The sequence below is a fragment of the Bacillus sp. Au-Bac7 genome (assembly GCF_021341655.1).
GTDB lineage: Bacteria > Bacillota > Bacilli > Bacillales > Cytobacillaceae > Niallia.
Genome location: NZ_JAJTTG010000002.1, coordinates 717247 through 742738 on the forward strand (window position 1 = coordinate 717247; position 25492 = coordinate 742738).

Annotated in this window: 31 protein-coding genes and 1 pseudogene; 8 read left to right on the forward strand and 24 right to left on the reverse strand. The window is 34.5% G+C overall.

Going from position 1 to position 25492, the window contains the following annotated elements; translation table 11 throughout:
- Positions 1 to 139: 139 nt before the first annotated feature.
- The 6 genes from LXM54_RS12260 to LXM54_RS12285 all read right to left on the reverse strand — a co-directional run bounded on the left by LXM54_RS12260 (position 140) and on the right by LXM54_RS12285 (position 5120).
- Positions 140 to 697, reverse strand: coding sequence for a histidine phosphatase family protein (locus tag LXM54_RS12260; protein ID WP_233315451.1), 558 nt, complete (start codon positions 695 to 697; stop codon positions 140 to 142).
- Between the two features lie 50 nt (positions 698 to 747).
- Positions 748 to 957 carry a hypothetical protein gene (locus LXM54_RS12265; RefSeq protein WP_233315452.1) on the reverse strand — a complete coding sequence of 70 codons (210 nt, stop codon included), beginning with the start codon at positions 955 to 957 and terminating at the stop codon, positions 748 to 750.
- Between the two features lie 225 nt (positions 958 to 1182).
- A complete protein-coding gene (locus LXM54_RS12270; protein ID WP_233315453.1) occupies positions 1183 to 2136 on the reverse strand; it encodes an NAD-dependent epimerase/dehydratase family protein in 954 nt (317 codons plus the stop codon).
- Between the two features lie 818 nt (positions 2137 to 2954).
- Complete coding sequence (locus LXM54_RS12275; RefSeq protein ID WP_233315454.1) at positions 2955 to 3152, reverse strand: hypothetical protein; 198 nt, start codon at positions 3150 to 3152, stop codon at positions 2955 to 2957.
- 476 nt (positions 3153 to 3628) lie between these two features.
- Positions 3629 to 4510 (reverse strand): MurR/RpiR family transcriptional regulator, encoded by an 882-nt coding sequence (locus tag LXM54_RS12280; protein WP_233315455.1) that lies wholly within the window; start codon positions 4508 to 4510, stop codon positions 3629 to 3631.
- Between the two features lie 46 nt (positions 4511 to 4556).
- Positions 4557 to 5120: a TetR/AcrR family transcriptional regulator gene (locus LXM54_RS12285; protein ID WP_233315657.1), complete on the reverse strand. Its 564-nt coding sequence runs from the start codon at positions 5118 to 5120 to the stop codon at positions 4557 to 4559.
- A gap of 158 nt (positions 5121 to 5278) precedes the next feature.
- Between LXM54_RS12285 and LXM54_RS12290 the strand changes: the two genes are divergently transcribed.
- Together LXM54_RS12290 and LXM54_RS12295 are read left to right on the forward strand one after the other, a co-directional pair.
- On the forward strand, positions 5279 to 6199 hold the full coding sequence (locus LXM54_RS12290) for a DsbA family protein (RefSeq protein WP_233315456.1): 921 nt from the start codon (positions 5279 to 5281) through the stop codon (positions 6197 to 6199).
- Positions 6200 to 6214: 15 nt separating this feature from the next.
- Complete coding sequence (locus LXM54_RS12295) at positions 6215 to 6523, forward strand: monooxygenase (protein ID WP_233315457.1); 309 nt, start codon at positions 6215 to 6217, stop codon at positions 6521 to 6523.
- A 660-nt stretch (positions 6524 to 7183) separates the two neighbouring features.
- On the opposite strand, the gene LXM54_RS12300 is transcribed toward LXM54_RS12295, so the two are convergent.
- The 7 genes and pseudogenes from LXM54_RS12300 to LXM54_RS12330 all read right to left on the reverse strand — a co-directional run bounded on the left by LXM54_RS12300 (position 7184) and on the right by LXM54_RS12330 (position 11574).
- Positions 7184 to 8017 carry a hypothetical protein gene (locus LXM54_RS12300; RefSeq protein ID WP_233315458.1) on the reverse strand — a complete coding sequence of 278 codons (834 nt, stop codon included), beginning with the start codon at positions 8015 to 8017 and terminating at the stop codon, positions 7184 to 7186.
- A 170-nt stretch (positions 8018 to 8187) separates the two neighbouring features.
- Positions 8188 to 8625: a GNAT family N-acetyltransferase gene (locus LXM54_RS12305; RefSeq protein ID WP_233315459.1), complete on the reverse strand. Its 438-nt coding sequence runs from the start codon at positions 8623 to 8625 to the stop codon at positions 8188 to 8190.
- A gap of 84 nt (positions 8626 to 8709) precedes the next feature.
- Positions 8710 to 9507, reverse strand: coding sequence for a phosphotransferase enzyme family protein (locus LXM54_RS12310; RefSeq protein ID WP_233315460.1), 798 nt, complete (start codon positions 9505 to 9507; stop codon positions 8710 to 8712).
- 331 nt (positions 9508 to 9838) lie between these two features.
- The gene (locus LXM54_RS12315; RefSeq protein WP_233315461.1) at positions 9839 to 10150 is read right to left on the reverse strand and encodes a DUF6980 family protein; all 312 of its coding nucleotides are present in this window, start codon (positions 10148 to 10150) and stop codon (positions 9839 to 9841) included.
- A gap of 98 nt (positions 10151 to 10248) precedes the next feature.
- Positions 10249 to 10428 (reverse strand): hypothetical protein, encoded by a 180-nt coding sequence (locus LXM54_RS12320; protein ID WP_233315462.1) that lies wholly within the window; start codon positions 10426 to 10428, stop codon positions 10249 to 10251.
- Between the two features lie 237 nt (positions 10429 to 10665).
- A pseudogene (locus tag LXM54_RS12325) lies at positions 10666 to 11310 on the reverse strand (LysR family transcriptional regulator substrate-binding protein); the annotation flags it as partial.
- Between the two features lie 27 nt (positions 11311 to 11337).
- Positions 11338 to 11574 carry a LysR family transcriptional regulator gene (locus LXM54_RS12330; protein ID WP_233315463.1) on the reverse strand — a complete coding sequence of 79 codons (237 nt, stop codon included), beginning with the start codon at positions 11572 to 11574 and terminating at the stop codon, positions 11338 to 11340.
- 112 nt (positions 11575 to 11686) lie between these two features.
- On the opposite strand from LXM54_RS12330, the gene LXM54_RS12335 reads away from it, so the two are divergent.
- Positions 11687 to 12136, forward strand: a complete 450-nt coding sequence (locus tag LXM54_RS12335) for a rhodanese-like domain-containing protein (protein ID WP_233315464.1) — start codon at positions 11687 to 11689, stop codon at positions 12134 to 12136.
- A 211-nt stretch (positions 12137 to 12347) separates the two neighbouring features.
- Here the strand turns inward: LXM54_RS12335 and LXM54_RS12340 are convergent, their stop codons facing one another.
- The 6 genes from LXM54_RS12340 to modA form a co-directional block, all read right to left on the reverse strand.
- Positions 12348 to 13046, reverse strand: coding sequence for a hypothetical protein (locus LXM54_RS12340; RefSeq protein ID WP_233315465.1), 699 nt, complete (start codon positions 13044 to 13046; stop codon positions 12348 to 12350).
- A gap of 674 nt (positions 13047 to 13720) precedes the next feature.
- The gene (locus tag LXM54_RS12345; protein WP_233315466.1) at positions 13721 to 14320 is read right to left on the reverse strand and encodes a histidine phosphatase family protein; all 600 of its coding nucleotides are present in this window, start codon (positions 14318 to 14320) and stop codon (positions 13721 to 13723) included.
- A 250-nt stretch (positions 14321 to 14570) separates the two neighbouring features.
- Complete coding sequence (locus LXM54_RS12350; protein ID WP_233315467.1) at positions 14571 to 15206, reverse strand: LysE family transporter; 636 nt, start codon at positions 15204 to 15206, stop codon at positions 14571 to 14573.
- Between the two features lie 138 nt (positions 15207 to 15344).
- On the reverse strand, positions 15345 to 15560 hold the full coding sequence (locus LXM54_RS12355) for a hypothetical protein (protein WP_233315468.1): 216 nt from the start codon (positions 15558 to 15560) through the stop codon (positions 15345 to 15347).
- An 80-nt stretch (positions 15561 to 15640) separates the two neighbouring features.
- A complete protein-coding gene (modB, locus tag LXM54_RS12360) occupies positions 15641 to 16297 on the reverse strand; it encodes a molybdate ABC transporter permease subunit (RefSeq protein WP_233315469.1) in 657 nt (218 codons plus the stop codon).
- A gap of 5 nt (positions 16298 to 16302) precedes the next feature.
- The gene (gene modA / locus LXM54_RS12365) at positions 16303 to 17112 is read right to left on the reverse strand and encodes a molybdate ABC transporter substrate-binding protein (protein WP_233315470.1); all 810 of its coding nucleotides are present in this window, start codon (positions 17110 to 17112) and stop codon (positions 16303 to 16305) included.
- 149 nt (positions 17113 to 17261) lie between these two features.
- On the opposite strand from modA, the gene LXM54_RS12370 reads away from it, so the two are divergent.
- Complete coding sequence (locus LXM54_RS12370; protein ID WP_233315471.1) at positions 17262 to 18185, forward strand: helix-turn-helix transcriptional regulator; 924 nt, start codon at positions 17262 to 17264, stop codon at positions 18183 to 18185.
- A 39-nt stretch (positions 18186 to 18224) separates the two neighbouring features.
- Here LXM54_RS12370 and LXM54_RS12375 read toward each other — a convergent pair whose 3' ends face one another.
- Together LXM54_RS12375 and LXM54_RS12380 are read right to left on the reverse strand one after the other, a co-directional pair.
- Positions 18225 to 18767, reverse strand: coding sequence for an RBBP9/YdeN family alpha/beta hydrolase (locus tag LXM54_RS12375; protein WP_233315472.1), 543 nt, complete (start codon positions 18765 to 18767; stop codon positions 18225 to 18227).
- A gap of 37 nt (positions 18768 to 18804) precedes the next feature.
- Entirely contained in the window at positions 18805 to 19221 is a 417-nt protein-coding gene (locus LXM54_RS12380; RefSeq protein ID WP_233315473.1) for a hypothetical protein, read from the reverse strand.
- A 116-nt stretch (positions 19222 to 19337) separates the two neighbouring features.
- On the opposite strand from LXM54_RS12380, the gene LXM54_RS12385 reads away from it, so the two are divergent.
- The 3 genes from LXM54_RS12385 to LXM54_RS12395 all read left to right on the forward strand — a co-directional run bounded on the left by LXM54_RS12385 (position 19338) and on the right by LXM54_RS12395 (position 21728).
- Positions 19338 to 19853, forward strand: a complete 516-nt coding sequence (locus LXM54_RS12385; protein WP_233315474.1) for a CBO0543 family protein — start codon at positions 19338 to 19340, stop codon at positions 19851 to 19853.
- 241 nt (positions 19854 to 20094) lie between these two features.
- Entirely contained in the window at positions 20095 to 21159 is a 1065-nt protein-coding gene (locus LXM54_RS12390) for a saccharopine dehydrogenase family protein (protein WP_233315475.1), read from the forward strand.
- Between the two features lie 89 nt (positions 21160 to 21248).
- A complete protein-coding gene (locus LXM54_RS12395; RefSeq protein WP_233315476.1) occupies positions 21249 to 21728 on the forward strand; it encodes a hypothetical protein in 480 nt (159 codons plus the stop codon).
- A gap of 30 nt (positions 21729 to 21758) precedes the next feature.
- Here LXM54_RS12395 and LXM54_RS12400 read toward each other — a convergent pair whose 3' ends face one another.
- Together LXM54_RS12400 and LXM54_RS12405 are read right to left on the reverse strand one after the other, a co-directional pair.
- Positions 21759 to 22025 (reverse strand): HPr family phosphocarrier protein, encoded by a 267-nt coding sequence (locus tag LXM54_RS12400; RefSeq protein ID WP_233315477.1) that lies wholly within the window; start codon positions 22023 to 22025, stop codon positions 21759 to 21761.
- 38 nt (positions 22026 to 22063) lie between these two features.
- The gene (locus LXM54_RS12405) at positions 22064 to 23236 is read right to left on the reverse strand and encodes an MFS transporter (protein WP_233315478.1); all 1173 of its coding nucleotides are present in this window, start codon (positions 23234 to 23236) and stop codon (positions 22064 to 22066) included.
- Between the two features lie 232 nt (positions 23237 to 23468).
- On the opposite strand from LXM54_RS12405, the gene LXM54_RS12410 reads away from it, so the two are divergent.
- Positions 23469 to 24356 (forward strand): LysR family transcriptional regulator, encoded by an 888-nt coding sequence (locus tag LXM54_RS12410; RefSeq protein ID WP_233315479.1) that lies wholly within the window; start codon positions 23469 to 23471, stop codon positions 24354 to 24356.
- 67 nt (positions 24357 to 24423) lie between these two features.
- Here the strand turns inward: LXM54_RS12410 and LXM54_RS12415 are convergent, their stop codons facing one another.
- Positions 24424 to 25464, reverse strand: a complete 1041-nt coding sequence (locus LXM54_RS12415; protein ID WP_233315480.1) for an NAD(P)-dependent alcohol dehydrogenase — start codon at positions 25462 to 25464, stop codon at positions 24424 to 24426.
- Between the last annotated feature and the right edge of the window lie 28 nt (positions 25465 to 25492).

Below are 25492 nucleotides of genomic sequence, written 5' to 3' on the forward strand. Positions count from 1 at the left end.
TTTCTCCTATATCGTGATTTTATCTTCTTTTATAATGGCTAATCCATACTGCTGTCTGTTAAAGACAATTGGTTGCATTTTGTAATAAAAATAACTGTATCTTTTTCAACTATACCTTCAAAGTCCCAGTGAACATCTCTTACCTATGCCAGATTTTAACAACCTCTTTCAATACTGTTTTATCAAAGCTTAATTTATAAATATCCGGCATATCCAAACCTCTCCAGAAATTTAAATCGTATTGTTTATCGAAATAATTCATTATTAAAGCAATCAGATTACCGTGTGATCCTACTACAATATTTTTACCTTTAAATCTTTCCAAGGTATTTAACGTTGCATAGACTCCACGTTTTTGTGCAATTAAATTCGATTCTCCGCCTTCCCAAGAAAAAGATGGCTCTTCCCATAATTTCGAAATCGCCGTTTGAAAGTCCTCTACAGCATTTTTTGAAAGCATTCGTTCCTTAAAGCTGTTATCAATAATTATCTCTCTGCTACTCTTTAGGCCAACTTCCTTGACAGTTTGAATTGCCCGCTTATAAGGACTAGAAATAACCACATGTATATTTTCTTTATTCAGGAGATCTGTTACTTTTTTTACGTCGGCAAGCCCCTTTTGTGATAAAGGCCTCCCTGATTCATCAGAAGAATAAATAGAGTGAGCGTGGCGTACAAAATACAAATTTGTTAGCAATATTACCTCTCCTAAACTTTAAAGTTTACTAAAAAATTTCCGCATACATTTTATACCCCAAAAAACTCTGGTAACTGAACCCCCAGATCAAATAATGTACTCATTATAAAAAAGAACAGAATGATTACTACACAAAGGTTTACAATAATTTTTCCGATAATATTGTCATCTTGTTCTATTTCTTTCTGTTTTTTTATCTCTCTGTATATTCCTTGAACCTTTTTTTGCATGCGGATTTTATGTTTTGCTTTTTCATTCATACATTTTCCTCCTGTATTCAAGGGGTGATAAACAATCTCCAATTACCAACAATTTTACCATATTGATACATCTATGTATCTTGTGATTTGACAGAAAATTGACTTTTTTATGTCTGCAGCTAAACTATTATTTACCAACTTAAAAAGACTGCCCACTATAGAGGCAGTCTTTTTAAGTTATATGAAGTTAATAGTCTAGAGGTATTCATTAGAAACAGATGCTTTCTAGTCTATTTTAATAATATTTCGCTCCAAGTAGCTTTTCACACTTTCTTCAACTGTTTCTAAAATAGTATGACGGGGACGAAAATCAATAAGTCTTTTTGCCTTTTCCATACTAAAGTGACCACTGCGTGCAAGATGGTAATAGGATGAACTGATGTCTTCTTCCTTTTTAACATGCTCACACCATTTTTCCCACGGCAGAAATTTTATGTTTGGCTCTTGTCCAAAGAAACGATACATAGCTGTCGCAAAACCAAATAATGTCATTGATTCATCAGCAACTGCATGGAAGCTTTCGCCTATAGCTTGGTTTCTATGTGTAATCGCATTCATAAATACTTGTGCAACATCGTCTGCATGCACATGATGCAATGTTTCCATTCCAAAATTAGGCAAGAATATCTCTTCGCCGTTTGCAATTCTTTGGAAAGTATCAGGATTTACATTTCCTAATGGGCTTATAATATTCCAGCCTGGACCTGAAATTTGCCCCGGCATAATAGTAGTTGCAGGGAAACCCTTTAAACGATATTGCTCTTGTAAATATTGTTCACATTTAAGCTTTTCCAATCCATACTCATCAAGTGGCTCTTTAACACAGTCCTCTGTTACAGGTAAGCTTCGCGCCCTGCCATGTGCCCATATGGACGAACAAAATAAATAATGAGTTAATCTTGTTGCTTGCAGTGCTTCTACCATATTCTTTGTATCTTCTAACGTAAAGTTAATTAAGTCTATAACTATATCTGCATCCATGCTTGCAATTTTCTGAGCAAATGTCTCATCATTTTTTCTGTCTAAAACAACATTTTTGACTTCATTCCATGCATAATCTTCCTTATATGGTTTGCTTTTACCTCTGCTGATATTTATAACTTCGTTTCCAGCTTTAACTAGCTTAGGTACTAAGTAAGATCCAATATGACCACATCCACCTATAATAACAACCTTCATCCATCATTCCTCCCTTAAATCTGAGATTAACAAAATCCCTTAAAAAAGAATATAGCTTCCATCAATCCTTGAAGCTTTTTCTATTTTTATATGATTTTTCAGAGATAATATGTAAAAGATTTTTCATTGCCCTTCAATCAATAGCTTGTTCGGCTAATTCCGTCAGTATGTTGGTTTAGCTATATCTTCATTTCTCAAAAGGGTCATAAATACTCCTATATCATTACATAACAACGGGTAATGTAAAATAATTTATATATACAGAATAAGCCAAATGTTGAAATTACCTCCTAACAAAAACTCAAAAATTATTGTAGGAGGGATAAGTATGTCCTGGCGGATATAAATAGGAATGGAATAGAGAAAGGATTTAAGCATCCAGATCCTATTAAACTTAGAGAGAAACTTGATGTTCTTATCTTGAAAAACAACAAAAGAAAAGATGTTAAAAATATCGTTAAATAAAATACAGGAGATTTTGTTCTTTATTTTAGTAAAGAACAAAACCTCTTTCTCCGTTGAATCAGAACATAAGTTTAAGAATATTACATGATATTAAGGAGAAGAATTTCATGAATAGGGATAGCAGGAATATTAAATCAAAGCAATAACGCTTCCTGAACATCTTGTTAAAATAACCTGCCCATTTTAGGTGGAGAAGGATAGCTGCGATTGAGATGCTAATTCATGAAGCAATGGAGTATAACTTGCTGCTAGAATTTTAACCAATTAAGATTGTTTCCACTCATTATCTGTCACTTTTTTTTATAAACATAGCACTCAGCATTATCCCTAAACAGTATAAAACTAATAAAAACTTAATCGCTTAAAATAAAATTCAAAAGAAAATAAAGCATGGTTGACAATACAATAACGGGTATAATCCCTACACCAGCACGTGCAAGATATAGCTTAACACTACTTGATTGATATTTAGTGAATTTTAACTTTTTTACATAATTAGACACCACAATAATTGAGGCGACTGTAACTATAATAGTGACTGTGCTACTCATCACTGTGACCCACCTTTTTAAGAAAAATATTTTTCCCAAATCTAAAAACTTTACCATGTTTAATATTTGTACTTAAATGAGCTTTTATTTATTTATCCTCCTCATAAGTATATTTATCTAACTTATAATATGATATAACAACAACATATTTAAAAACTACTAAATTATGAAAATGTATACAAAAAAATACATTTTATCTCATGATATTTTTTATTTATAATTGTGATATTTTTAAAAAAATTACTGTTGTTACTGCCGTAACAAATCCAGCTGATATTTTAAATAACGGCAAGAAATGAAGTGCTTAGAAAAGGGATTATAGCTAGTTCTAGTTGGTGGACAGACAAATTCTATGAAGATAATAAAAAAGACAGCTTACGCTTGTATTTTTTTAAAGAACGTTTTTATTTTTCATCTTCCTTATCTTCAATTAGTATTAAATTAAGCTTTTTTATCAATAATATCTTATGTTTGTATCATTCTTCGTCTTCTTGTATAATCTGATTATTTATTTGACGTGTTTCCGTTTTTTGAGCTAACTTTACTTTAAAATCATAGTTACTATGATATTTAACAGAAAACAAACTAGAATATAGGATATCTAAAATAAGAGAAATCGATTCAAGTGAAGCGAAGCCTGCTATTTTAGAATACGATTTTTCTCTTGTTGTTATATGTAATGTTACATCAGCAATTCTTGATAAACTATTTTCCCCCATACTTGTAATGGCAATAAGCGGAACTTTGTTCATTTTTAAATATTGAGCTGTTTCTAATAATGAAGATGTTTCACCAGAATAAGAAATACAGATAGCACAGTCATCAGAAGATGTCATCACAGCCTCTTGATACATCATACTTTCAGTAGGATTTGTATCAGCCTTTTTACCAATATGTCTTAATTTATATACAAATTCTTGTCCTAAAAAAGTTAAATTAGAAATGGTAAATACTTTAACTTCACGGCAGTTACTCAATATTTGAACTGCTTTTTGCAAAGAGTCATGGCGAATGAGAGCTAATGTATCTTTTGCACTTTCAATATGAAGCTGAGTAATTTTACTGGCGATATTCATCATAGGATCACGATGGGTAAAAGGGGTATTTGCATCGATGTCTTGAAAATTCGTTTTTAAGTATGCAACCTCTTTAAGAAATGCCCTTTTCCATTCATTCCAACCGTTAAATCCTAATTTTTTTGATATTCTAACTAAGATGGAAGGAGAAGTGTATGTTTCTTCAGCAATCATTGTTGTAGAGTATTCCTCTATAAGTTCCTGTTTGTCTATAATAAAATCCAGAACAATTCTTTCATTAGGAGAGAACTTTAAATTTTTCATTTTCTCTTGTAGTAACACTGTTATCACCTTTTCTACAGGATGTGGAATGAATGTATCTTAATTATTATTTATCGGTATCACTACTATAAAAGCCATTCTCAAAATAAGGAATTGCAAACTTAATATATTCTTCTGGTTGTAATTCCCTGTTCTTGCTCCACTCCATTGCAGCTCCATATATTCCCCAGCTTAACAAAACAGCGGAAACTTTTGTGCTAGTTTCTGCTCGACCTTGCTTTTGCAGCATTTTATAAAAGATAATTTCAAGCTGTTCTTTAATAATCCGTGCAATGGTATCTTCATAGCCGCGATGACAGCGATTATGTAAAGTACTATGAAAATTAGTTATTGCTGTAAATATATTTATAATAACTTCTTCATTCAGTATATATCTTTTTATTAATTCATCATTTAAATTTATTAAGAACACCTCGGACAGTACCTTTTCCAGCAATTCATATTTATCAACAAAATGATAATAAAATGTTGCTCTGTTTATCATAGCCTCTGTCGTAATATCCTTTATGGTAATATCCTTAAAATCCTTCTTCCCCGAGATTTCGATAAACGCATCCATAATTGATTTACGGGTACGAACATACCGTAAATCCTTTTTTGTTTCTTTCATCATTGTTTCTCCTTTTTAGACAAATAGCTGAATATGTCGTATATACGATAATAATTCATTTTTATTGGTATTGTTGTTTTTCATTATGTACTAACATAATATCGTAAATCAACTTTAAGCCAGCTTCTTGGTTAGAATGATAGGAGTGAAATGTAAATATGAGTAAAAACCCAATGGCTTGTGATTTGGAAACAGGAATTTGTGGGGCAGCCGAAGAGGAAGCAATGGAAGTAATCGATTTTAACAAGTCTGATATATCCCTTAATTTATACTATGTAACAGATCCAATTTGTTCTCATTGCTGGGCACTGGAACCAGTACTTCGCCGTTTTGTCTCTCAATATGGTCACTACTTTAATTTCCATACGATAATGGGCGGCTTGTTAGAAAAATGGGAAGATTTTAGTGACAGTGCAAATGGTATTTCTAAACCAGCTGACGTTGCAGATCATTGGCGCGAAGTTGGTGAACATAGCCGCATGCCAATAGATGGCTCACTTTGGCTAAATAACCCGATACAGTCTTCTTTCCCTCCATCGATAGTGTTTAAAGTTATTCAGCAAAGAGATGATTCTTTAGCAACCGAGTTTTTGCGCCGTGCGAGAGAAGCAGTTTTTGCTTTTAATCAAAATATTGGAGATCCTGTTGTGCTCCTAGATATAGTAAATAAATTAAATCTTGATGGAAAATCTATATTGAAAGACGCTCAACAGGAGATTGGAAAAAATCTTCTCAACGAAGATTTTCATTTAGCGGCTAGTTTAGGAGTGAGAGGATTTCCATCTATTATCATTGTTAATAAAGATAATAAAGGTGTAAAAGTTGTTGGTGCGCGTCCATTAGAATATTATATAAACGGACTAAAGCAAGCGCTCAATCAGGATAAACTCCAACCAAAGACTCTGCCTTCTCTTTCAGAACTACTAAAGAAGGAACAGCTGTTATTCTCAAAAGAACTGGAAATCATGTATAGCATTAAACAAACAGACATCCACTCTTTTATAAAAAAAGAACTTTCCTCAGATAGTTACGAAGAAAAGGAAATACTAGGCGAAGCTTATTATCTATCAGCATATTAACTTAAGGAGAATAAAATGGCATATATTTTACAAATAGATTTTAACATGAATGGTCCCTTTGGTGATGAAATGGCGGAAGCTTTTTCAGAACTGGCAGAAAGCATTAATAAAGAAGAAGGTTTCCTGTGGAAGATTTGGACAGAGAACGAGGAATCTCGTGAAGCTGGTGGTATCTATTGCTTTCAAACAAAAGAAACAGCTCAAAGTTACTTAGAGATGCATTCTAAAAGGTTAGATAGCTTTGGTATTACTAATATTAACACTAAAATTTTCTCCATTAATACGAAATTAACAGCAATTACAAAAGGAATAAATTCACAATAAACAACGCTAGAGAAAAGGACATCCCCTTTTCTCTAGCCCTTTTTTAATCTGTCATATATTCATTTATCAGCTCATAACATCTTTCCTTTGTTGATTCGTATGAAGAAATATAATAAGCAATCCATTCATGTGTTTTCCCACTGTACTTTAGTCATTCTTCATTGCTGACAGATACAGTCGCAAGAAGTTTCACCATTTAAAAAGTTCGAAGAAAAACGGCACATAAGCCATGTTTAATACAATAGCAAGAACTGATTTGAGAAAGGATTCTTTTAATACGATCGCTCCTATTCCAAGTAAGACTCCACAAAAAGCAAACATCGGACTTAAAAGAAACAAAACATTTATATATGTGACAGGTGTAAAGGCAAGTATAAGTAAGGCTATATTGAAAGCTATACAAGAAAATGAAAGGTTGTTTGCAGGCATCAGAACTCCCCATTTATAAATGGTATATTTCAGCATAAATGTACGAAGAATTTCTAGATAAATATAATAATTGTAAATAGCACTCTGCTTTAGTATCCTTCAATAAAAAATTTTCTTTTTAGTATCCTTTTTCGCTGTTCCGTTCGTTGTAGTTTTTGATTTCTGACATTCCTATTAAAAATAGAATACTTGCTCATAAATAAAAAAACGGTTCTTTTTAGACGGCTTCAATTAGATACTTTCGGATAATCGATTGACTTCATCAATAAGACCTAAATTGACCATTGTCTCTATTACTATTTGAGCTAGTTCTGGGTAATCTTGCAAAACATAATTAAACTGTATGTCCCTAAACACTGCAAGTCGTGAGGCAACTGGTGCAGAATTAAGATATTCCCGCAACAAGTTCAAATCCAAATCTTTTTCCTTATTAATCTCAAATGGTTTATGATTTTCACATGGAAGTAGTGGAGTAATAATGCCTAATCCATCCTGTGTAGCAATACTTACATTTCTTTTTCGCTCCAATTCAACCTCTTGAATATATCGAAACGGATTCTCAATAAAAGGTATTTGAAAATTATTCATTATATAATTTTCGACCCTTTCCTGAGTTAACGTCTCATTTTTTGTTTGGTGGTAAAATGAGTGAGCTTCCTCTTCTTCCCATTGTTCTCTAGCTGCTAAATAAGCACCTTCACTATTAAATTCATTATAAAACAGTTCACTATTCGAAACATTTAATCTTAAAAATTCACTGAGGCTTTGGGCAATAATACGGACTGGCCTGTCAAAGTCAACGGGACAGACACAAACTATAGGTGCCTTCTCAAGATTCATAACAAGACCATAATCAGTAAGGAATCCATAATGAACACCATCTACACCAATATTTCCAAAAACAACTACATCACTTGGGGTATTGAAATATCTAATATCGTTTTCTAGAGAAAGGTAAAAATGAAGACCAAGATAAAATTGTTCAGGATCACTAAGTAATTTCTCTAATTCAACTAATCTTTGAAGCGTGGCTGGTACTTCGTATTTACCAAAATTAGTATTCATTTTGATAGCCCCCTTAAGTTATGGAATATAATTTACACCATTGATATAATCACCCATAAGTTACTTGCAGAGTGTAACAAATAAAGAAATTAATTCCATACCCTAAACCTCTAAACCTTCTTCTTTCCGAATCATGCAAACAGTCCACATCTTAACATTCACTGATTGACTCATTGTTTCCCTTCCTTTAATTCCTTTTTCAAATAGTAATGCTTATGTTCTCTCCCCACATTATCTAAAGTACCGTATACTTGGTAACCATTCTTTTCATAGAAGCCTAATGCTTGAAAGCTTAAAGTATCTACCTTTATGAAATCACAATCTTTTTCCACTGCTATTTTCTCAACCTCTGCTAATAATTTCGTACCATAACCAGATTTTCTCATGTCTTCATCTATCATAAATGTATGGATTTCTAACCAATTCCAGCATACTTCACTCAGGATTCCGCCACGGACTGTTCCTTTATCGTCCTTCAGAAACAGACATATTTCTTCGAATCTGCCTCCTAAATCTTTAGGAAAATGACTTAGGTTATACTTGTACAGTGCTTCTTCAATGTATTGTTTATCTTTTTTATTTACCTCTCTCGTAATTTGCAATGTCACTTGAATTCCCCCTGTCTGTCTCTTTTAATAATATTCAGATTATCTAAAAAAATAGCGTCAAAAACTGACGCTACGATAACCTTCCTAATTCCACTCGTTTCCATGTTCACGAATAAATATAATGTCTTTTTGATAATGTTCGAGATGTCCTTGTTTCAGCATATTTTGAAAAGCAACATCACCTTCATTTGCTTTTTTTATCATATATTTACATAACCCAGCCAACCTTAGCAAAACCATCTCTAAATAATTCTCTTTCAGCCCCTCGATCCCGTAAGCTTCAAAAAACACGTTCACTCTATTTTTAATACGTTCGGCATCTTTTATAGAATAATAATAGATTTCCTCTCCATTTTCGTTGTGATAAAGTCGACTTAAAGGAACGCATGTGTATAGAGTATACGCTATGTCCCAAAGTCTCGGACCAGGTGCAGCGACATCAAAATCAATTATCCCAACTGGCTTTTTGTCATGAAAAATGATGTTGTATATAGCAAAATCATTATGACAGATAACCTCCATCTTATCTGGAGTATTAACCATAGGAACCCATTCATCTGTTATCGGAAAATCACTGACAGCATCATGATATTGACGAAGCATTTTTGCTATCTCTGCTAAAACACTATTAGACCACATATACTCTTTCAAAGGATAATTTCCCGCTTCTCCTTCAATAAATGTTAAAACCTCTCGACCTTTGTCGTCAATGCCTAATAACTTTGGAGCATATCCAAACCCTTTATTTTCCAAATGGTTTAATAATTTATGAATTTTGCTGCTTTCTTTTTTTAGTTCACGGCGAACAGTATCTCCTGCACGATAGACATTGGAAATATTACCGCCTGTTAATATTTCTTCCTTTTCAAATTGATTTGTCATTAAAAAAACCCCCAATTAGGGTATTTATGAATGTGACAATAGCGATGTTTTTTACTCATAAATAAAAGCAGATTAGAAAAGTATCTGCTTTGAAAACGGGAGTTTCTATTGTCCACACCATGAATCCCGAAAATGATTACAGACAGACTTATAAACTTTCGTTACTACTCTATCAATTAGATAATCATTACAAAGTCCACATGTGCAGTATAGATTCCCCTTTCTTTACATCTCTACTTCATATTACCAAAAGATGTTAATTATGTGAATCAATTTGCAGAACTATTCCGTTTATTCGATAAGTCTCTATACTCCGTAAACATAAAATCTCTCATTTACCTTTTGTATACCACTTATTTGTATGAAATTCCTTTGGAATAATTTGCTCCACTGGATCGTCAAACCCTAATTGTGCTAATGTATCAAACCATAAGTCACTTTTTGATTCTGGTAATTTTGTACCGCACCACGGACTGAAAAATATCTGTATACTCGAACTTCCTCCATTATGGATAATTAAGCCATATTCATCAAATTTTTCATGATAACTTACTAAAATGTCTGGACAATCTGATTCGTTTGTATGAAATTCACCTTTATAATTAATTTGCCCTGTCATCATTTCACAGCAGTGTTTACTCATGTAAGTTTCCTTTCTCCTAAAGAAAGTATGTTCTTTATTCTCAAGAAAATAGTCTTAATGTAAATCTTCGGACCACCTATACCAACCTTCATATAGATTCACTTCTCCTTTTCCCTTCCATAGGCATAGAAACAGTAAATGGCTATCGCAATTAACACTAATGGCAGTATTTGAAAAATAGAATTATATTTTGCAGAACTCACTTCTTTCAATCCGTATAAATAAATAATCATCCAAAAACTGCAACAAAGCGATATAACAGCACTTAATAATTTCATATACTCCCTCCTAATCAATTCAACAAGTTATTGTTAATATTTCTTATTTAAGTTTTTGAACTGCGCTATATAAAATGAGGCCAAACATCCTTAAAGCATCAAGATAACAGGAATATTTTAGAAGTGTAAGATAATGCAGCATAATTTGCAGTTAACATAACATTATTCCCCAGCCGACTGTAACATTACCTATAATAAAAAAACATCCTCCATGATTAGGTGCTAGTAATACGGTTATTAAATCATGGAAGTTTCAAAAAAACTTTGATGAGGAAACCTAGACTTTTTTGCAAAGAGATTTATGAAGTATTGATAGACAGGAATGTCAGAGCTGCTTTTCCGATAAAGTAATTGGCTGTAAAAATGGAAATTTTCATCCTGAAAAGGAATCCCGGTAACTTGATCATGGTCTTCCATACTAAACTCAGGCAAGAAGCCGATTCCCCATTTATTCTGAACCGCTTTTTTAATTGTTTCAATGCTGCTTAGCTCCATAGATAAGGTAAATTCAATATGATTTTTTTGTAACTGTTTCAATATATAAGCTCTGTATGTACAGCCTTCTTCTGTTAGAATAACTGTTTCATCCTTAAAGTCTTCCAACGTAAATAATGACTTTCCTGTATAAATATGATCAAGAGGTAATACGACTTTCATTTTTTGTTTTTCAATAGAGAGACTGTTGATTCTTTCTGACACAAATGGTTTATCAATTATTAGTCCAAAATCTAGTTCTTTATTATAAATTTTTTCAATTATTACTGCTTCTGTATCAGGAATGATTTGCACTTTTACATCAGGATACTGCTTTTTAAATTCGGATAATATTGCGGGCAGTTCATAAATTGCTAACGATTCAATCGACCCAATTCTTATCGTTTTTACTTCTTGGTTTTGTAATCTTTGCTGTTATTCATCAAATAATGCGAGCATTTTCTCTGCATAGCTATAAAGAAGCTCACCTGATGGAGTTAATTTCATTAATTTCCCATGTCTTTCTAATAAGCGCGTTCCCCCATAAAGTGCCTCCAGCTTTTGAATATGGGTTGTAACACTTGATTGTGCATAGTCCAATACATACGCAGCGCGTGTATAATTGCCGCTTTTCACAACTTGAATAAATGTTTTGAAGTATAACAGCTCCATCTTCTCACACCCTAACTATCAGTATTATTGATAGTATAAATCAATAACTATCAGATCAGCGAATACTTTTTCCATTTATACTGAAGAAGAAATCAACTAAGGAGGAATTATTTTGAAAAAAGAACCTAGATATTCATTAACATTGGACATTCAGCCAAGTGAACCAGAAGCAGCCTATGCTCATTTTATGAAAAAACTATCCTTTGAGGCAGATGTTGCTGATTTATTAATTGATTTGAAAAAGGGATACCAAGGCCTGACTGTTATTGATGTTAGAGATGAATTGGCTTATGAAGAATGTCATATTACGGAGGCTATTTCTTTTCCAGGAAATAAAATATCTGATCGTACTGTTGGTACACTACCTAAAGATAAACTAATCGTAGTTTATTGTTGGGGACCAGCTTGCAATGGTGCAACAAGAACATGTGCTAAACTGTCCAAATTAGGATTTAAAGTTAAAGAATTGATCGGCGGGCTTGAATACTGGCGGAAAGAAGGCGGCGCAGTAAGCGGGACATTAGGTGAAAAAGCGCCTATGTATTGGGCCCATAAACATTAACTCCTGTTCCCCATATAAAGTTAGAAGGAACCTTAAAATATTATTCTAAGGTTCCTTTTTGCACAGTCATCTTAACAACTTATGACCATACTTTATCAAGAAGTTTTTTCAAATATTTCGGGGATTCATTATTTGCTTATTAACAACATTACATGTCTACCTTGATTTAAAAAGGACCTCATAGATTCAGCAATTTTTCTATAAGTGGTAGTTATCTATATTCATATATTGCCCAAGGCAGCCACAAAACTGGTTCGGTTTCTACTTCCTCATCATTACAATAATGACAATAGCTGATTGCTTCTTCTAAAGAGCTGATAAAGCCATTTTCATTTAAAGTAAATCTAAAGTTCTCTTTAAAATCCTTTTCCATTCCGTTGCACAAATAGGTGTGAAATTTCCCACTTTCGAATCCAAGGATTTCATAGCCCAACATCTTACAATCTGCTTTTGACATCAAATTCTTATTTAAAAGCTTCTTTTCTAGTACATATTGGTTTTCTTCCGGTTTAGTTTCAGATTCTTCTTCTGCAATAAACTCATGTACCAATCCTTCTGGCAAACCAATACCAAAAATTTTGGTATCCTGTAAATTACTCAAATATTTCTGTTTATATTTTCTAGCAACAGCCACAGTTGTAAATAGATTTGGATAAGTAATTTCACCTAATTCAAACATTTCTTCAACCTCTGCTTCTAAATGATAGTAAGTATTTTCAGATATTCGCAGTTTTTCACTATATTCTTTTTTGCTCTTTTTAGAACTAGCCCATAAGATATTTATATCAGGATGAATATCACATAGACATTCACTCGCTGAGTATATTAGCTCTGGAATAACTTCTTTATCTAAATATTCAGGCCGTTCTGATGAGGAAATAATATAATACCCACCTAAAATATGTCTCATATCACATCCTCCTTGCCTCTGACATGTTAGTAATTCTTTAAAATCCTTTTTAATATAAAGATAATCAGTCACTTCATCATTAATAAAGAGCTAACTAAAATGAAATTTTAATAATTACTCAGCTACAGTAATGACAAATTCAAGGCTGGTTGGTTTTCTTTTAAATGGTTCATTGTATTCCTTGAACAGGAATTTAATTTTTGACATATCGTCAGGGAGGGGCGGTGACACTATGTACTGATAAGATATATGTCCATTTGAACCTCCTCCTACTCTAATTTATAATTCGACTTTAACATATAATGGGTATTTATTAAAACTTATACTAAGGTGAGTATTTACCTAAAGTTCACACAAATATGAACCTACCATGACCTGATTTTACTGATAATATATTATTTTTTCTTTCAAGCTAATATTTCTGTTCCCACAGTTCCCTTTAAGGCAGCTTGTGTAATGTAGACAGTATGAGGGCATTCCTTTATAGTAACCTTGAAATATAAATACAACCCCTGACATCACAGGAGTTCTTATATCTCTTTTTCTGTTTTTTGCAGTTCACTGATAAATAAGTCATATAGAGCTGTGGATGGTTCCTAATGATACTACCACCATACGCAATAATTTTTTCAAAACAAAAAAGACACCCAACTACAGGGTGTCTTCACATGAATTTAAGAAACAACTGGTAATTCACCTTTTACATCACTATCGTTCTGGTTGATAATTTCCACTAGTTTAAATTCTTTGTTTTCATATTCAAACTTCATGATGCAGCAATTTCCAATTTTCTGTAGCTGATTGATCGTGCTTGTATGTTCCCAAACTCTCATAAAGTTTCGGCATGCTCCCCCATGGGATACTGCCAACACTACTTCATTATCTTCTTCCATTATTTTTTGACATGTCTCAGCCATTCTCTGCTGTACTTCCTTCTGGTCTTCTCCTCCGTACTGTACAAAGAAATCATTGTAAGGCAAAGGCGGATTTAAATCTTCACTTTCTCCTTCAAATGTCCCAAAATTCCATTCCTTTAACCCTTTTAATCTTGTATATGGTAAATCTGTAATAATCTCTAATGTGTCACTTGCTCTTTCTGAGGTGGAGCAATAAGCTTGATCGAAGACAATATTTTGCTCTTTAAAATAAGCTGCAGCAGCCTCTGCTTGCTTAATCCCCAATTCTGTTAGCGGTGAATCACACCAGCCTTGTACTTTTTTTCGTAAATTAAACAATGTTTGACCATGTCTCATTAAATATAATGTCTTTTTCACGTGTATCCCCCTCTTTTTTATAAAGAACATCTTTTTAGTCAATAGCATTTCAACTACCTTATTAAAATTATCCTCTAAATCGAAAAAAAGCGTTATCATAATTCTCTTAAATCATTGCCTAAAACTCTCAAAGTACATCTTAATAACACTTTCCCTATATCTTTATTTACGTTAAAATCTAAAAATGACAAATAAGCATGAAAAAGACAGCTGCAATTGTTAGCAGCTGTCTTTACCTTTACATTACCTTTTAAGAAAAAAGCGACTGAATACCTATGTAGAATTCATATAAGAAATAAAACCCAAATCCAAATAATAAAATGCCTGCAATGATGGAAGTCCATTTAATCATTTGGCGGTTCATTATTTTTCTGGTGAAAGACACAATTGTCAGTAAGCCAATATCGTGTAATAAAATGCCTGAGATAATTCCTAGCGCTACAATAATAAAGCTGTTTGAATCACTGCCTTCATATGAATCTGCTAAAACAGCTCCAAATACCGAAATCCAAAACACTAAATTCCCAGGAGAAACAGCTACAAGCAGACCATTACGATATGTTTTGAAAAGTGATTTATTAGCTTTCTCCCCTGCCATTGTTATATCTTTATCGGCATTTTTTATGGAATCATAGGCTAGAAAGAATAAGAAAATCGCCCCGACTATCCATAATGGCATTTGAATAAAAGGAATCGCCAAAACTTTTGCTAATCCAAAATACAGGGCAAATATTAAGATCAGATCAACTGTCATTCCGCCAATACCAACTGCCCAGCCATGCATAAAACCATTTTTCAAACCTTGCTTTGTCATTTCAACTGTAATTGCACCTACTGGCATTGCAATAGCAAGTCCCACCATTACATAAGCAAAATACAAACTCACATAAACACTTCTTTCAACTTAAAGAATAGCTTCTTACGTCCGTTTTATATGCATTATTATACATAAAATTCAATAAAAATAAAAGATTAATAGACAAATTAAAGAAAAAACCAGTTAGTTTATACTAACTGGGTAAAATTATCTTCTAAATGTTACCGGCAAATTTGGTCCTAAATAAGGAAAAAAAGGATGTGCCCCTGGAGGTCTTGGAGCAATATTATATTGTTGCCCTCCTAACATATAGTGATATGGTGTGACTCCAAGCAGCTTTTGATTCCAAGCTCCATATGATGGATTCGGAAAGTTTTGATAAAGTGCACCACCATTTAACCCAGTAATAATACTCGGATGCATAATAATTCCTCCTTACAGTTTGTTTATTATATGCTGCCGAGGTTAATTACGCTTAAGTACAAATAAGGGCGATATATCCTTTAAGACCTTATAAAATATACAACTGCCAACATAAAAAACGAAATAACTATTATACTCGTTACCCACAGCCAAGCCATGTCCATATTGCCTGAATCAATAGCAACATAGATAGCTGTTGGGATTGATTGTGTTTTTCCTGGGATATTGCCTGCAAACATTAAGGTTGCTCCGAATTCCCCTAATGCTCTTGCAAAGCTCAAGATTGCTCCAGACACAATTGACTTTAAGGTGAGCGGAATGGAAATAAACATCATTAAACGTAATTCACCGGCTCCATCCACACGTGCTGCATTTTCTATATCTGCATCAATCGCTTCAAAGCCTGTTCTGGATGACTGATACATAAGAGGAAATGCAACAACTGTAGAAGCAATCACTGCTGCCCACCAAGTAAACATTATCGGCTGATTAAAAACCCATTCGATAAATTGACCTGCAGGGCTGTTCCGGCCAAAAATAATAATTAATAAAAAACCTACCACCGTTGGAGGCAGTACTAAAGGTAAAAGCAAAATTGTATCAACTAATACTTTTCCCTTAAATTTTCTGCCTGCCATCAGTTTCCCGAATATTATTCCAAATACAATGACAAATAATGTTGAAACAGCTGCAATTTCAATTGATAATATAACAGGTGCTAAAAAGTCAGCAGTCATCTTTTTTACTTCATCCCTTTAAAACCATATTGTTCTAATATTTTTAAGGAATTAACACCTTGCAAATAGTCATAGAAGGTCTTTGCTTGTGCATAGTAAGTACTATTTTTGATCACCCCTGCTGGATAAATAATCGGATCATGGCTACTTTCCTCTGCAGTTGCAGCTATTTCCACTTTATCGGAAGTTAATGCATCTGTTTTATATACAATCCCGGCGTCCACATTATTTGTTTCAACATATGTAAGTACTTGGCGCACATCTTTGGCGTAAATCACTTTATCCTCTAACTTAGTCCAAAGATTTAAACTTTCTAATGTATCCTTACCGTATTGTCCTGCAGGCACAGATTCAGGCGTACCAAGAGCTATCTTACCTGTCTTTGTTAAATCTTCAAAGCCCTTAATCCCTTTATCCGAATCTCTAGGGACTACCAATACAAGTTCATTTCCAACTAAATCTGTACTGTCACTCTTTTCCATAAGTCCATCATCCACCAAAATCTGAAATTTATCTTCTGCTGCCGAGACAAATACGTCAACAGGTGCTCCTTGGGAGATTTGCTGCTGCAATGCTCCTGATCCGCCAAAATTAAAATGGAGGATTATGTTTGGGTTTTCCTTTTCAAAGTCTGCTTTAATATCAGTCAAAGCATCTTGCAAACTCGCAGCAGCAGAGACCGTCAATTCCACTTTATCTTGACTAGCATCTTGTTTATTACTATTTTCTGCAGTCGTTTTGTCGTTTGCTGAACACCCGCTAAGGATAATCAATAGCAAAAGCACACTTAATACGGAACGATAGTAATTCTTCATTTTTTATCCCCTTCTTATAATTAGTTATAATTGATTATAACTAATTATAACTAATTGCTAAATCGAAAATTGTGAAAACTTTTAGAAATTTTTATTTACTTAATTATTTTTTTAACGATTACGTTAAAATATTAATGGAGGGGTGCACAATGTCAAAAGAATTTTCTTATACGATTGAAGAGGTATCTCAACTATTAAAAGTTTCCAAGCTTACCTTATATGATATGGTTAAAAAAGGAGATATCCCAGTTTTCCGTGTTGGGAGGCAGATGAGGATTGATTCAAGAGATTTAGATGTTTATATAAATAACCATAAAACAAAACAAACTTCGAACCTTTCTGTAACTGTACCGAAAGGCGAAACTGATGCGAAAACCATTGTAATAAGCGGACAAGACATGGTTCTTGATATTCTGAGTAAATATATGGAGAAACACTCATCTTATCAAGCATTGCGTTCCTACACGGGAAGCTTAAACAGCCTGATTTCCATGTACAATGGCAAAGGAGATATTGTTAGTTTACATATGTTTGACGGAGATACTGGAGACTATAATGTTCCTTATTTAAAAAAAATATTAGTCGGACGCCCCCTTATTTTACTTAATCTCTTATCAAGAAAAGCAGGCTTTTATGTTCAAAAGGGCAATCCGTTAAGCTTGACTGCTTGGACAGATTTACAGCGAAAAAACATAAAAATCGTCAATCGTGAGAAAGGTTCAGGAGCACGAATTCTCCTTGATGAACAGCTCAGAATAAACAATATCCTTTCAAGTGAGGTAAATGGATATGAAAAGGAAGAATCGAACCATTATAGTGTAGCAACAGCTGTTGCAAATGGAATGGCTGATGTTGGGGTTGGAATTGAAAAAGCCGCAAAAATGGTCGGAATCGACTTTGTACCGTTAATATCAGAAAGCTACGATTTAGTTATGTTAAAAACTCCTGAAAATGAACCGTTAATCCAGACAATAAAAGATATTTTAAACTCTGCCCACTTTCGGGATGAAATACAACTTTTAAGAGATTATGATATTTCTAGAACTGGAGATATTGTTTATGAAACATTTTAAAGGAGACTGCATTTTTTGCAGTCTCCTTTTTAATGTCTATCAAAGCCACTGAGAACGGATGATATCCTTAACACAATTCATTTCAATTACACCCTCACCTGAAGTAAAATGCCCTCCATCAGGCAATAAAATAAATGGAATCCCTAATTTTTCTGCTAACACATTCGTTATCTGCCAATCAATTATCTGATCTGTTCTAGAGGATATTATAAAAGACTTTCCTAATAAATGCGTGATTTTGTTTAAATCTAAGTTATCCATATAATTATCGAATTGTGGAAAATCTTTAATTGCTTGTGCAAATCCTGATACAAACACCGCTCCCTTTATCTGTATATGATGACGAAGAAGAAATCTTAAAAAAGTAACACAACCTAAACTATGACATACAAAATACGCATCTTGCGCATTGCTGACAGCTCGGTCTAAGTCACTGTCCCATTGTTTTACATCTGCAACTGAGACAGTCGTGTATTCCACTACTAGTATCTCTAAAAAATCTTTAAAGTTTTGTTTAATATCAGCAAGCCAATTTATATCAGGTGAGCCGCCGAATCCATCTATCAAATATAGTTTATCCAAGATTATTCTTCTCCTTTTATGCCGTTGTGTCTTTTATTTATTTCTCCTCTATAAGTATTTCAAACAGTTCTGCCGACCTTTTATCGTCGCTGTTTAGTTGCATATATTGGTTTTCAGAAGATGGGACAATAAATTCTACTTTATCTTTCTCGTCATTTAGCCAAATATCATAGCTTAATGATTTAATTTCTGTGTCAGAATCATCAGACTGCGCACTGTATCTGTAATCTGCTGGGCGTATATCTATACTTCCGTTATTCCATTCTAATCCGCCTACAATCTGATTCACTCTTTCAATCTGCTTTTGTTTAGTGATCTTTTTGAATTCCTTGTAATCAGCATTTTCTCCTGCACGTTTTTCAACGACTATATAATATCTGTCATTACTTAAACAGCCGCTCAACAAAATTACTAATAAACCAAGACTTATGAAAAAACAGTTACTCTTTTTCAAAAAAAGCCCCCCCTAACAATCGATTTAAAAAGCTGTAATCCAAATATTGCATAATAATATTTCTGTAAGCTGAAAATAAATACAAAATACATTTACTTAGGGGTTTTTATGCAATTATGCAAACAATGTTTGTTGTATTTTTTATCTTCATTAGTTTATTTTTTGGTGTTTGGAGACGTTTTAATGAATGGTATTCGACATTATTATTTTGGATAATTGGTGATTTGCTGTACGCTTCCCTACTTCATGATTTTAGAGTGTGGGAGTTTCACCCTGTCTGGGTTGATCACTTTATTCTCCCTACCCACACATTAATTAGCACCGCAATCGCATTTTTTATTTATCCGTCTGTTATTGTTGTGTTCTTAGGACGATTTCCTTCTTCTTTCTTTCATAGAATTGGTTGGATTATATTATGGGCTGTGATTTTTGAAAGTATTGAAATAATTGCTTATGTGAATAAAAGTATTTTCCATCATTACGGCTGGACTCTTGGCTGGTCCTTTTTGTTTAACATCATTACTTTTTCTTTATTAGCTGTACATAAATGGAAACCTTGGGTCGCTTGGCTATTATCCTTATTAAGCATAAGCTCGCTATGGTTTATTTTTCAGCCTCCCCTTCCTAAGTAATGGAAAGGGAGGGCGCTTACTTTATAGAGACTGCTCTTAATAGTACTAATAAAGTTAACTACTTGACCCTCCGATAATTCCACTAACTTCACCTCTTTCAACAAAAACCTACTAAGCACATATTAACACTTCCACACTTTTCCATAAATAAAAAATATCCCATGATTCTGGGATATTTTCTTAACTTACCTTTCTATACACTGTTCCTATAGTTATGGAAATTTAGAAAGGTGTGGTTTTTTTGGAAAGGAAAGATATTGTTATCGTTGGTGGTTATGGACATGTAGGAAGATTGATATGCAGTAAGTTAGGAGAAATTTATCCCGGCTATGTGTATGCTGCTGGCAGAAGCATGGAGAAAGCGGAAACGTTTTCTGCATCAACAAATGGAAAGGTATTGCCGCTGTTACTAGATATCAATAAAGCTGTTCCTGCATCCTTACTGGCGAGTGTAAAACTCGTCATTGTTTGTCTGGAACAAGAAAATGCTCTATTTGCTACCACCTGTCTTCAAGCAGGGATTGATTATATCGATATTTCTGCATCATACCGGTTTTTAGCTGAAGTGGAACAGCTCCATGATTTAGCAGTTAACTCCAATGCTGCAGCGATGCTCAGTGTCGGGTTAAATCCGGGAATAACGAATCTACTGGCTAGTTGGATGGCAGAAAAAGTCGACCATACAGACGCAGTGGATATTTTCTTAATGCTCGGGTTAGGAGATACACATGGGCATGCTGCCATTGATTGGACAATACGGCAAGCAAAAACGGACTATTATAAATGGATAAAAGGTAAACAGGTGAAGTTGAAAAGCTTTGGCGGCATGAAGTCTGCCTATTTTGGTGAACAGCTTGGCTGGCGAAACGCTTATCATTTTGATTTTGCAGATCAACATGTTTTGCATCATACAATAGCAGTTGATGATGTCACCACTTATCTTTGTTTTGATTCACGCTTTGCAACTGGTGCTTTAGCCTTTTTGAAAGCAATTGGACTGCTTCGTTTCCTGCCTATTCGCTTGTCTACAAAATTGTTAACTAGAATTTCAATTGGAAAGCCGATGTTTTGTGTAAAAATTACCGTTACCGGACGTAAATCAGGGAAGCCAATCGTGTTAGAAACAGAGCTTTATGGGAAAGAAGAAGCAAAAATAACTGCATTGGTAACCGTATGGGCTGCTTGCTATATGTGTGAAAACAATTCCTGCACAGGTGTTTTCCACATGGAAGAAGTATTGGATTGGACTGCTCTTCAGGATGAATTAAAGAACTATATTATTTGGGAAGCTCCGCAACTTTTATAAAAGGAACAATGAACAAATTTTGCTAATTTATACAAATAACTGGAATAACCACTGTCTTTCTATCCAAACTATAGTAAAGGAGGGTTTATATGAAGAAAATCGGTAAATTCCAGGCGATTATGTGGAGTATTGCGTTACCAGGTTTCAGCCAATTATTAACTGGACATTTCTTTAAAGGTACATTATTTGTACTAACAGAGATTCTTATAAACGTATATAGTCATTTTAATACTTCCATTATGTACAGCTATTTAGGGGAATTCTCTAAAGCAGAAGAAGTAATCAATTATGAATGGTTATTATTTTATGCTTGTTTATATTTCTTCGCTATGTGGGATGCATATCAATACGAGATGCCTGCTGATGAACAATTGTCTTTTCTTCCCTTTTTATCTGCGGCTGCTTTCGTTACACTCGGCTTAATTTATTCTAGTAAGATTACTTTATTTGGCCAGTCACTCGGCCCTGTTTTTTTGCCAATGATGTTTGTAATTCCTGGGGTTGTTATTGGTTTTATTATTAGATACATACTGCTTAAGTTTTCCAATGAAAAAAGAAGTTATATCTAAATGAGATTAACTTCTTTTTCATTTTGGAAATCAGATTTCGGCATTTATTTCTTCTACTAGACAATACTTAAGCTTGCTAATGGCAGCCTGCTCATCTTCCCCATTTACAAATAAGGTAACTTTATCACCTTCAGCTACAGATAAGTCCATCACTTTCATTATATTTTTGCCATTGGCGGACCTTCCTTTTTTAGTCAGGATAATTTCGCTGCGAAAGGTCTGAGCTATTGCCACAAAAAGGGCAGCATTTCGCGCTTGAAGCCGATTTACTTCCACTGTAATCCTTGTTATTAACAAATGCTTTCCACCTGCCCATTTATAGTGCTCGTTAGATATTATCCAGCAAGCTGATTAGTTCTAGAACGATATTTATAGTTTCTTAGCAAGATTGAGATGGTCCCGAAAATTAATGATATAAAACCTACTAAGACTACATATTGAATTCCTAATTGAGCTATAAATAATCCGCCAGCAGCAGCGCCAATCGTTGTACCTAAATTACAAGCTGAAATAAATAATCCATTAGCAAAGTCTGGAGCTTCTGGTGAAGAGGACATGATCCAATATTGATTGATATTGCCGCCCACCCCAGCTAGAATTCCCCAAATAAACGTTATGATTGCCATTGGGATGGAGAAATGACCAAATAGGAACAACACCATATAAACAGCTCCTAATAAAAACGGAAATGCGATGACCGTTCTTCGAGCATTATTCGTCAACAGCTTTCCTGCTGTTATATTTCCAATAATATTGGCTGCACCGAATACAGTCAGCATAATAGTAATCGAGGCAGAAGACATGGATGTTACTGATGTTAAATATTCAGCAAGATAACTGTATACACCAAATATTGCAGAGTTAAGGAAAACGACTGCAATGATAGACTGCCAAGTAATCAGCTTTTTCAAGATGGCTAACTGTGAGCCGTATGAAAGCTTTTCTTTAACAGGCATGCTTGGCACGAATAAATATGTCGCAATAAACGCGATTATATTCACTGCAGCAAAGAACGACATCGCCAATTGTAATGACATACTGCCAGCGATAAAGCTTGCGACTGGCACACCAATGACCATTCCGGCAGATACTCCTATGAATACTTTAGCAACAGCTTTAGGTGCTTCTTCTTTACGGACCGAAGCACCTGCTACCGAAAACGCTAATGAACAATAAATAGGATGGAACAGCGCAGGTACAACTCTAGCAGCTAATGCAATGGTAAAATTAGTAGTAAAGATGGACACAATGTTACCGATAATGAAAACTCCAAGCACAAGTAGCATTACTTTTTTTCGGTCTAAGCCTGAAAAAAATAATGGCATTGTCGGCCCAGAAACTGCGATAACAAGGGCAAAGAGACTAACCAGCAGGCCTGCTTTTGAGACACTGACACTAAAGTGATCAGCAAGAGCAGGCAATATTCCGATAACCCCCATTTCTGTATTGATAATGCCAAATACACCGATGGTTAATATCATGATAAGCAATTTATTATTCTTGACCAAAATTACACCTCAAACTTTCTAAGAATTTCAAAACACAAAACCCCGTAATGATGACTACTTTGTTGGCAATTACGGACATTTTTTTATGTTCCCTTCATATGTGATTTAATCATTTGCTTTTATTTTAGCTTCGATTTTCACATATAACCAATACTTATATCTCATATCTAGAAATGCCTGTTAAGCATTTCTGGATACATGTATACTTAAACATAATGAAGGGGGAATACAGATGGAAATAAGGGTGTTACGCTACTTCCTCGCAATTGCCAGGGTTGGTAATATCACAGCTGCTGCAGACCTGCTGCATGTTACACAGCCGACTTTATCAAGACAAATGAAAGATTTGGAAAAGGAATTAGGAAAAAAATTGTTTATTCGCAGCAGTCACAGTATCATTCTTACAGATGAAGGCATTTTGCTGCGAAACAGAGCAGCAGAAATTGTTAACATGGTCGATAAATTGGAATCGGAATTTCATTCAATGGAGGAAACTATTAGCGGAGATGTTTATATCGGCGGCGGTGAAACGGATGCGATGAGATGGATTGCCCGTGTAATTAACGACGTAAAGTTAAAGTATCCTAATATACGCTATCATCTTTACAGCGGAAACGAGGACGATGTTACAGATCGGCTTGACAAAGGGCTGCTCGATTTTGGCATCCTAATTGAACCTGCAGATATATCCAAATACAACTATATGAATATCCCAGCTAAGGACGTTTGGGGTGTTGTTATGCGCAAAGACAGTCCTCTCGCTGATAAACCGGCAATACGAGCAGCTGAACTTTTGGAGCTGCCTTTAATATGTTCACGACAGGCTATCAAACAGACATACTCGACAAATAAATTTGCAGACTGGTTCGGTGAAGATTTTGATAAATTAAATATTGTCACAACATATAATCTTGCCTATAATGCCGCCATTATGGTGGATGAAGGGATTGGTTATGCGGTTACTATTGATAAAATAGTGAATACATCGAGTGATAGCAATTTATGCTTTAGACCGCTAGAGCCTAACCTTGAATCTGGTTTAAATATTGTGTGGCGCAAGCATCAAGTTTTTTCTGAAGCTGCTAATGTCTTTATTAAAGCTATCCAAGCGAAATTTTAAAGCTTTCTGATAAAATTTGTAAACAGCTAAAAAGGATGCCCCTTTGGGACATCCTTCACTCACAAAATCACATGGTGCTTGTATCAATAACGAATCGATATTTTACATCAGAAGCTAAAACACGTTGATATGCTTCGTCAATTTCATCTGCAGAGATAATTTCAATATTAGGAACAATATTATGCTCCGCACAGAAGTCGAGCATTTCTTGTGTTTCTCGGATACCGCCAATCATAGAACCAGCAAATGAACGGCGATGGCCGATTAAAGACATCACATTTAGTGACAAAGGCTCGCCAGGTGCGCCAACATTCACCATTGTTCCATCAAGGGTTAACAAAGAGAAATACGCATCAAGGTCAAGCTTTGCACTTACTGTATTGATAATAAGGTCAAATTTTCCAGCAAGCTTCTCAAATGTAGCTGGATCGCTAGTAGCATAATAATCAGCTGCCCCAAATTGTAAGCCGTCTTCTTTTTTGTTCAATGTTTGAGATAAAACAGTAACCTCAGCACCCATCGCATGGGCAATTTTCACAGCCATATGACCAAGTCCGCCTAACCCAACAACGGCTACTTTTTTACCTGGTCCAGCATTCCAGCGATTCAGTGGTGAATATGTTGTAATTCCTGCACATAGCAGCGGTGCTGCCACATCTAATTCAATATTATCAGGAATTCGGACAACAAAATCTTCTATTACAACGATATGTGTAGAATAGCCACCTTGTGTAGGCTCGCCATATTTATCTACACCAGCATAAGTAGGAATATTTCCTTTCAGGCAGTATTGTTCCTCTCCTTTTTGGCAGTTTTCACACTCGCCGCAAGAATCAACCATACACCCGACTCCAACGCGGTCACCTACTTTATATTTTGTTACTTCCGCTCCGATTTCCGTAACAATACCAGCAATCTCATGACCTGGAACAAGAGGGTAATTTACAGGACCCCATTCGCCGTGGGCAGTATGAATGTCAGAGTGACATATACCTGCATATTTAATTTCAATTAAAACATCATGTAAATCAAGGTCCCGTCTCTTAATTTCTGCCGCTCTGAACGGTTTGTCTGGACCATCAACTGCTCGCGCTTTAGCTGTTGTCATGTTTCTTAGCCTCCTAGTAGTTTCATTT